Source organism: Virgibacillus xinjiangensis (assembly GCF_042643145.1).
GTDB classification, from domain to species: domain Bacteria; phylum Bacillota; class Bacilli; order Bacillales; family Amphibacillaceae; genus Virgibacillus_O; species Virgibacillus_O xinjiangensis.
The window spans coordinates 47,884-53,883 of sequence record NZ_JBHRSA010000028.1; the positions used below are offsets into that span (position 1 = coordinate 47,884).

Here is a 6,000-nt window from a genome sequence, read left to right on the forward strand (position 1 = left end):
TCCTTACACTACTTGTATATGTAACCTGCTCCATATTTGAATAGATGAATGCACCACTGCATGAGCACATTTTGATATATTAGGCGAAAAAATGATGGGTGAGGCCTTTGGGGGAAAGGGAAAAAGCCAGTGTATGACCGGCTTTTTCTGAAAAGGAGAAATAACCCAGGGTATGGGAAAACCTTTGGTAAGGTTTGCTATATGTATATGAAAAAAAGTTCCCGCCGAGTCGGCAAATTCCCCTGAGTAAATGACTCATTTTTCTCTATTAGACTGCTTGCTCATTCTCCCATTAACTAGACTATGAAACATCCTCTCTTCCTTCCCCACGCATATGTTGAAAGGGAAAGGAGGGATAATATATGAGTAGATGCAGAAGGGAACATGAATTCTACCATCATTATGACAGCCATTGCATTTGTGACGTGGTAAAGGAAATCGTGAAAGCTCAAAAAGAAATCGAAGAGGATTACGGGTCGGGTGATTGCTACAGTTCCATCCAGCAGTTGCGCGGTGCTGCGCATGGCCCCCGAAATACCACCATCCCATTCCTCCTCTACAATCAAGGCAGCGATAAACCATTTAAAGGAGCTGGTGTCTTCCGGGCGCCGATGAGCAAAAGGAAGGACCATTTCTTTGGAAGTGTGGAGTCCCCCATCTTCCGGGCCAGGAAATTCAGCGACAAATGCTGTGTCAACCTCGAACTGCTTCTGCCTGTCACAGAGAAGTGCAATGTATTGATGCCCGATAAGCACCATAGTGATAATATTTCTTCCTATTTTCCGACAGACGACCGTGTCATCGATTTTCAGGCGACTGGCATCTGTATCACCGTTGATTTAGAGAACTTTACAGGAATTACCTGCCTGGACCCCGTGACACCTATTCCTGCCGACGAGACACCGGAGTCCCGTTACTCCTCCGATAAACATTACTAGAATACCGCTTCCGACTTGCAGGTTCCCTCCTGCAAGTTTTTTTCTCCTGAGTTTCCGCTATCTCCACCTCAGCGCAATGGAGATATGGCAGCAGTCTTCCCCTCCCACTTTGGATGTAAATTCCAATCGGATATTGTCTGGGTTGAACATAACATCTACCTTTGAAGTGATCCCTGTACTTTCAATCAGCCGTTGGACTTCCTCTTGATCAGAAGCCTGCGCGGCATGCATGACTGCTGTGTCAAATTCTTTGGATTCTGCCAACCGATCCAATACCAGGCTGACTTCCTCCATCAATAGCTTCATCTCGTTTGCCGACTGGTAGAAAAGTTCCGAGTCTACTGGAGGCAACTGGCGAACAGGGTGGTATGCATACCCGTACCGGGGACAATACCTGTATGGATGACAGCAATAATACATAAGCGACTCCCTCCCTGACTATAACCTATGCATCCTGGCTCTCCTCCTGTGCCTTCTATTGAAAGAAATTACACGAATATCCAAATTTCCCTATATATAGTATAATTGGACTAAGCCTTAAGACAGGAATGAGGTTATGTCATGAATAAAGACACAAAACAGCTGATGGAGACGCAGCGGAAACTGAGAGATATAGAATTGGCACTCAACGAATCATCGATTGTAGCCATAACGGATCATCGCGGAGTCATTCAATTTGCCAATGACAAGTTCTGCGAAATATCAAAATACAGCCGAAAAGAAATTGTAGGAAGCAAGCAGAACATCGTCAATTCCGGCCACCACCCCCAGTCTTTCTTCAAGGAGCTTTGGAAAACCATCGGTTCCGGGAAAGTCTGGCGGGGTGAGATCAAAAATAAAGCAAAAGACGGCAGCCATTATTGGGTGGATACCACCATTGTCCCCTTTCTGAATGAGCATGGAAAGCCGTACCAATATATTGCCATTCGTCATGACATTACCAAACGGAAAGAATATGAAGCATATGTGGAAGGGATGGCCTACACCGACCCGCTTACAGGTCTGCCAAACCGGCACCAGTTGAGTAGATGGATCGCTGGGCATCCTGCAGATAGAGAACACCCTTTCACCGTCCTCTTTGTGGATTTGGATCGCTTTAAATCGATCAATGACAATTTTGGCCACAGTTTTGGCGATCTGGTTCTACAAGAAGTCGCAAATCGGCTGAAGAACTGCCTTGGAAAAGAGGATTTTCTCACCAGGCAGGGCGGTGATGAATTTATTGTCATCCTTAACCAAGTTGAATGCCAGAATGTGATGCCAGTAGTCGAGCGGATTCTCGCAAAGATTGCAGAGCCATTCTGGGTGAATGACCATCAAATTCTGCTTTCAGCCAGCATCGGTATCAGCCGTGATGTGCTTGGAGCCAATGAAGCAGTTTTTGAAGGGTTTATCGAAGCAATGATCAGTAAAGCCGATACAGCCATGTACCACGCTAAAAGTCAGGGCGGAAATCAGTACTGCTTCAACACACCGGATCAAAATATGGAAATGCAGCGCAACTACCAATTGGAAATGAAATTGAGAAAAGCATTGGAAAATGAAGAGTTCACCGTCGTTTACCAACCGCTGGTAAACCTGAATAACGGCCAAATGGCAGGAATCGAAGCCCTCCTGCGCTGGCATAACCCCGAGCTGGGGAGCGTGCCGCCGAGTGAATTCATTCCGATTCTGGAAACATTCGGGCTGATCATCCCTGTCGGGAGATGGGTATTATATGAAGTATGCCGGCAAATGAAGGCGTGGCAGCAACAAGGTATCATGATGGAACGGGCGTCCGTTAATGTATCCCCTCTGCAATTGAAAGGCGGCAATTTCGCCTGTGAGCTGAAGGAGATTCTTACGGAAACACAGCTCGACCCATCCTATCTTGAACTGGAAATAACCGAGGGCACAATCCTGCAAATCAAGGATTCCTCCGATACATTGGACAGTTTGCAGGAGATCGGGGTAAAAGTATCAATTGATGATTTCGGCACCGGCTACTCTTCCTTGAGTTATTTGAAACAACTGCCCATCGATACGCTTAAAATTGATAAATCTTTCATCGACGACCTGGATGCCGATGGGGAATTCCTCGTCAACACCATCATCCATATGGGGAAAAACCTAAAGTTCAAGGTACTGGCAGAAGGAATTGAAAATGAAAACCAACTCTCCTATCTCAAACAGCAGAAATGCAACGAAGGGCAAGGGTATCTCTTCAGCAAACCAGTCCAAAAGGAGGAGATCCCGAATCTCTACCATCAAACCAACCGTCCGGGCCTTCCGGCGGGAAAATAAACAAAAGAACTGTAGCCGTCCCATAATGGGGCGGTTTTTTCATTTATCAACCTTCTTTCCTTATGCATACAAGCCCTCTTTCTAAATCAACCCCTATACAATTTCTGTCGAAAACTGTATAGACTTTTAAAAACCCATCCGATATACTAGATTGGAAAGTCAGAAAGTTCAAATATGGTGTTCTTTTGAAACTACATAGAAAACGATATGCTTGATAAAGGAGAGTTGTAGATGGAAACAGCAATACAAGAAGCTGTCACTGAATTGAAGGCCCTATTGAAAGAAGATCAGATCAGTGAGAACCCAACAGTTTTGGAGCGGCATAGCCATGATGAATCCTACCATACGCCTGTTCCTCCAGACGCGGTAGTATTCCCAGGAAACACAGATGAGGTAAGCAAGATCATGCAGATAGCTGACTCTCACCACGTACCGGTCACCCCATTCGGTCTCGGTTCCAGCCTCGAAGGCCATGTGGTACCGGTAGAGCATGGAATCAGCATCGACTTTTCTCTGATGGATAAAGTATTGGAAACCAAAGAAAAGGATTTTCTTGTCAAAGTACAACCCGGAGTAACCAGAACCCAATTGAACAAGGAACTGAAAAAATATGGATTGTTCTTCCCAGTTGATCCGGGAGCTGATGCTACTATAGGCGGAATGGCAGCCACCAATGCAAGTGGCACCTTATCTGTCCGCTACGGTATCATGCGGGAAAATGTCCGGGACATGGAAGTCGTGCTCGCAGACGGCACCGTCATCCATTCAGGCAGCCTTGCAGCGAAATCTTCCTCAGGCTACCATCTGAATGGTCTGTTCGTCGGCTCGGAGGGAACGTTGGGCTGTTTCACAGAGCTTACGCTCAAAGTGTATGGAATCCCGGAACAAATTACAGCTGCGCGAGCCTCTTTTTCCTCCGTGGATGAGGCGGTTGAAGCTGTTACTGCTGTGCTGCAAGCCGGCGTGCCGGTTGCGAGGATCGAAATCGTCGATGAAGCTTCCATGAAACAGGTCAATAATTACAGTGAATTGAATTACCAGGAGGTCCCTACTCTGTTCATGGAATTCCATGGCAATGAAGCAGGCCTTCAGCAAGATGTTGATTTCACCGAAGAAATTCTTGGAGATTTCGGATGTTTGGACCTGCAATTTGAGACGGAAACGAAAGCACGGAACCAATTATGGGAGGCACGCCACAACCTGGCTTACGCCTATGTCCACGGGCATCCCGGCAGAAAACTGATGGTAACCGATGTATGCCTGCCCATTACGGAAATGGCCGGAGCCATCCATCATGCCAGGGAAGCACTCGAAAACCTTGGGCTCCCCGGTGGCATAACCGGACATGTTGGTGACGGAAATTACCATGTGTTGTTGATGATCGATATGGACAGGAAAGAAGAGGTAGAGAAAGCACAGGAATTGAATTCCCGTATCGTGGAATATGCCCTTTCCCGCGGGGGGACCTGTACAGGTGAGCATGGGGTTGGTATCGGCAAACGGAAATATCAGCTTAAGGAACATGGAGATGCGTTGAAAGTAATGGATAAAATCAAACAGGCATTGGATCCGAAAGGTCTGCTGAACCCAAGTAAGCTATCCTACAAAGAAGAGGAGGCTGTACAGTGAACATCTTGAATACCATCAGTACGCTTGCAGGAAAATACTTTGCAGTATTGGTCATTGTTGTGGCAGTCATAGCTTTCTTTGCACCGGGTCAATTCAGCTGGCTTGGTGCCTATGTCAGCATCCTTCTCGGAATCGTCATGTTCGGTATGGGTCTCACCCTGAAGGCAGTGGACTTTAAACTGGTTCTTACAAAACCTGTGCCAGTCTTGATCGGTGTAGCTGCCCAGTTCGTTATAATGCCGCTGGCAGCTTTCTCTATTGCCTATATATTGAATTTGCCTCCGGCTGTTGCAGCCGGCCTGGTACTACTCGGCTCCGTCCCAGGAGGAACCTCTTCCAATGTGATGGTGTATCTTGCTAAAGGTGATGTCGCACTGTCTATAGCGATGACCTCTCTGTCTACACTGTTGGCGCCAGTTGCTACCCCGTTCATCCTGCTTCTGCTTGCAGGACAATGGATGCCTGTAGATCCGGCTGCAATGTTCCTATCCATTTTCCAAGTTATCATTGTACCGATTGTACTTGGCCTGCTGATCAAGAGAATGTTTCCAACGGCTGTCGAAAAAAGCATAGATGTTGTCCCGTTGATATCCGTAGCGGCAATCATCATCATCGTAGCAGCAGTGGTCGCAGGCAATGCAGAAACAATCGCATCCTCCGGTCTGCTTGTATTTGCTTCCGTGGTATTGCATAACGCTTTCGGTGTACTGCTCGGTTATTTGGCTGCCCTTGCGATGAGACTGGATGAAACGAAGCGGAGAGCCATTTCCCTGGAAGTGGGTATGCAGAACTCTGGTCTTGGTGTCTCACTGGCAACCGTCCATTTTGAACCATTAGCCGCCCTGCCGAGCGCTGCGGCAGCAGTATGGCATAACATTACCGGTCCTCTGCTCGCTTCCTTATGGTCCAGAAAAAAGGTTACTGGAGGAAAAGAAATGAGTTCAGTGGTACAACCCGCTAAGAAAGCGCAGTAATTTTTAATAGGATGGAATGGAACACTCGACCACCTTTTAGATAATTGTAGGCGGATCATTTTCCATAAAAGCATGAAAAGACGCACGTTATAGAAATAACGTGCGTCTCAGGCTGTCGAGAAAGTTCTCGACAGCCTTATTTTTTTGTTCATTTTTCTGAAATTCATTTTCTTCAC

Annotated in this window: 5 protein-coding genes; 4 read left to right on the forward strand and 1 reads right to left on the reverse strand. The window is 46.7% G+C overall.

Annotated features, from left to right (window positions below; all coding sequences use genetic code 11):
* Positions 1 to 362 precede the first annotated feature (362 nt).
* Complete coding sequence (locus tag ACFOGI_RS06820) at positions 363 to 938, forward strand: CotY/CotZ family spore coat protein (protein ID WP_390270430.1); 576 nt, start codon at positions 363 to 365, stop codon at positions 936 to 938.
* A 57-nt stretch (positions 939 to 995) separates the two neighbouring features.
* Here ACFOGI_RS06820 and ACFOGI_RS06825 read toward each other — a convergent pair whose 3' ends face one another.
* A complete protein-coding gene (locus ACFOGI_RS06825; protein ID WP_390270433.1) occupies positions 996 to 1,358 on the reverse strand; it encodes a hypothetical protein in 363 nt (120 codons plus the stop codon).
* Between the two features lie 141 nt (positions 1,359 to 1,499).
* Between ACFOGI_RS06825 and ACFOGI_RS06830 the strand changes: the two genes are divergently transcribed.
* From ACFOGI_RS06830 to ACFOGI_RS06840, 3 genes are all read left to right on the forward strand, one after another.
* Positions 1,500 to 3,221, forward strand: coding sequence for a putative bifunctional diguanylate cyclase/phosphodiesterase (locus ACFOGI_RS06830; protein ID WP_390270436.1), 1,722 nt, complete (start codon positions 1,500 to 1,502; stop codon positions 3,219 to 3,221).
* Positions 3,222 to 3,452: 231 nt separating this feature from the next.
* Positions 3,453 to 4,850 (forward strand): FAD-binding oxidoreductase, encoded by a 1,398-nt coding sequence (locus ACFOGI_RS06835; RefSeq protein WP_390270438.1) that lies wholly within the window; start codon positions 3,453 to 3,455, stop codon positions 4,848 to 4,850.
* The gene (locus ACFOGI_RS06840) at positions 4,847 to 5,824 is read left to right on the forward strand and encodes a bile acid:sodium symporter family protein (protein WP_390270441.1); all 978 of its coding nucleotides are present in this window, start codon (positions 4,847 to 4,849) and stop codon (positions 5,822 to 5,824) included. Before ACFOGI_RS06835 ends, ACFOGI_RS06840 begins: the two co-directional genes overlap by 4 nt.
* The last annotated feature ends 176 nt before the right edge of the window (positions 5,825 to 6,000 follow it).

Coding starts and splice junctions, on each gene's coding strand:
- ACFOGI_RS06820 (WP_390270430.1), top strand. CDS start 363: ATGAGTAGATGCAGAAGGGAACATGAATTCTACCATCATTATGACAGC.
- ACFOGI_RS06825 (WP_390270433.1), bottom strand. CDS start 1,358: ATGTATTATTGCTGTCATCCATACAGGTATTGTCCCCGGTACGGGTAT.
- ACFOGI_RS06830 (WP_390270436.1), top strand. CDS start 1,500: ATGAATAAAGACACAAAACAGCTGATGGAGACGCAGCGGAAACTGAGA.
- ACFOGI_RS06835 (WP_390270438.1), top strand. CDS start 3,453: ATGGAAACAGCAATACAAGAAGCTGTCACTGAATTGAAGGCCCTATTG.